General features: G+C 60.5%; 3 protein-coding genes. 1 reads left to right on the forward strand and 2 read right to left on the reverse strand.

Going from position 1 to position 1,950, the window contains the following annotated elements:
- Nucleotides 1–745 (reverse strand): WcaI family glycosyltransferase (locus CWO89_RS43700; RefSeq protein ID WP_130584328.1); only part of this gene is annotated, 745 nt, incomplete at its 3' end.
- 64 nt (nucleotides 746–809) lie between these two features.
- Nucleotides 810–1,589, reverse strand: coding sequence for a GDP-L-fucose synthase family protein (locus tag CWO89_RS43705; protein WP_283813590.1), 780 nt, complete (start codon nucleotides 1,587–1,589; stop codon nucleotides 810–812).
- Nucleotides 1,590–1,618: 29 nt separating this feature from the next.
- Here CWO89_RS43705 and CWO89_RS48625 point away from each other — a divergent pair, with 29 nt between their 5' ends.
- On the forward strand, nucleotides 1,619–1,765 hold the full coding sequence (locus CWO89_RS48625) for a hypothetical protein (RefSeq protein WP_245476848.1): 147 nt from the start codon (nucleotides 1,619–1,621) through the stop codon (nucleotides 1,763–1,765).
- The last annotated feature ends 185 nt before the right edge of the window (nucleotides 1,766–1,950 follow it).

Genomic DNA, 1,950 nt, shown 5'->3' on the forward strand with positions numbered 1-1,950 from the left:
CCTCGACGACGAGGTCCAGCCCCTGCTTGTTCGACATCGTTCCCGAGTAGAGGGCGACGACGTCGTCTTCTCCAATCTTGAGCTCAGTCCGGAAATTGACCGTTGCGGGACCCGGAGTGATTGCGTCGGTGTCGATCCAGTTTCGGACCTCCCTCACCTTCTCCTGCGGAATTCCCTTCTCTTTGAGACGTCGCAACATCTGCGGTGAGATTGTGGAGACGCGGTCGAAGGATTTCAGGATTCTCGCTTCCGCGCGCAGCATCAGCCGACGGAGCCTTTGGTTCTGCAGAAGACCGAGATCAAAGGCCGCGTCCACTTCAAAGTCCTGCACATGAAGCCAGGACTTCGCCCCGGTCAGGCGCGCGGCGACGGCGACGAGGGCCGCTGATGTCAGCGACGGCGCCACCGAAAGCATGATGTCGGGTCGCCACGAGAGCCCCGTCCGCACCAGGGGGATCGCACTCGCCAACGCAAACGACGCATGGTGAACGAGCCGCTTGGCCCCTGACGGACGAGCGGGCACGTAGATTGGCGTACGGATCACCTGCACGCCATTCAGCTTTCTCGACCGGAAGTACCAGGATCTGAAGCCACGAGGAATTCGCCACGCCGGATAATAAGGCGGTGCGGTGATCACTCGGACGTCGTGGCCTTCGGCCACGAGACTTTCGCAGAGCTCAGTGTTGTATTTCGCGACACCGACAAGATCGGGCGCGTAGTTGATGCCCACCAGAAGTATGCGCATTAAATGCAGACCAAATCAAAGATGTTAAGTTTCTTAGTTTTTAGGCGAGAGACCGCACTCCTGTTCAGTTTGACGCGTTTGGACTGAGCGCGAGGTTGCGGCCGTATCCCCGGAGAAAATCGTCATAGGCCGCGGCGAGGCCGGCACGCATCGAAATCTGCGGGCGCCAACCGAGTTCGCGGATACGCGAGCTATCAAGAAGTTTGCGCGGAGTGCCGTCGGGCCTGCTGATGTCGAAGACGAATTCGCCCCGATAGCCGACGACCTCGGCGACCAGAGCCGCGAAGTCGGCGATCGAGAGTTCGTCACCGCTGCCGACATTGATCGGCATGTCCTGCGAATACCGCTTCAGAAGGAAGGCGCAGGCATCCGCCAGATCATCGACGTTGAGGAATTCGCGGAGTGGCGTTCCGGTGCCCCATACGGTAACCGTCGGCGCTCCCGCGAGCTTGGCTTCATGAAAGCGGCGGATCAACGCCGCCGGAACGTGGCTGTGGTCCGGGTGATAGTTGTCGCCCTTGCCATAGAGATTGGTCGGCATGGCCGAGATGAAGTCGTCGCCGTATTGACGGCGATACGCCTGGCACATTTTCAGCCCGGCGATCTTGGCGATCGCGTACCACTCGTTGGTGGGCTCAAGCGGACCCCTCAGCAGTTGGTCCTCGCCGATCGGCTGCTCTGCGTGCTTGGGATAGATGCAGGAAGAGCCCAGGAACAACAGGCGCTGAAACAGGAGTGTGTGCGTATGGCTCAGGCTGCAATATTCAGTTTTCTCTTTGGCGCCGTCTTCGGATTGCGCTTCAAGGTGCTGGTGCTTTGCCGCTGACGCTTGCAACCGGTGCAATCGCACTCCTGCTCGCCCCGATCCTGTCCTTGACGCTGGTCGAAAGCCTCACCGGCTTTGCGATCGGCGCGCTCGCCCTCCACGGCGGATATCTGTTCGGATCATTCACGCGCTTCGCCGTCGCGGCGGCGCGGGCGGCCCGCGTCGTGGCGCGCCCGCTCAAGACGGCCCGCTGATCCCGCATCGCGCTTTACGGATTCAACTGTCGCGACCGCTTCTTTGAAATGAAGCTGACGGGAGATATGGTGCCGACTCGGTTCAGGCATTTTCCGAGCAACCCGATTGTCCGTCGCTTATTTCGCCCTCCTCTTCGCGCTTGTCTCCACCACCATCCTTGAGCCTTCCAACTCCGGCTTCGTCG

This window comes from Bradyrhizobium sp. Leo170 (assembly GCF_004296405.1).
Lineage (GTDB): Bacteria > Pseudomonadota > Alphaproteobacteria > Rhizobiales > Xanthobacteraceae > Bradyrhizobium.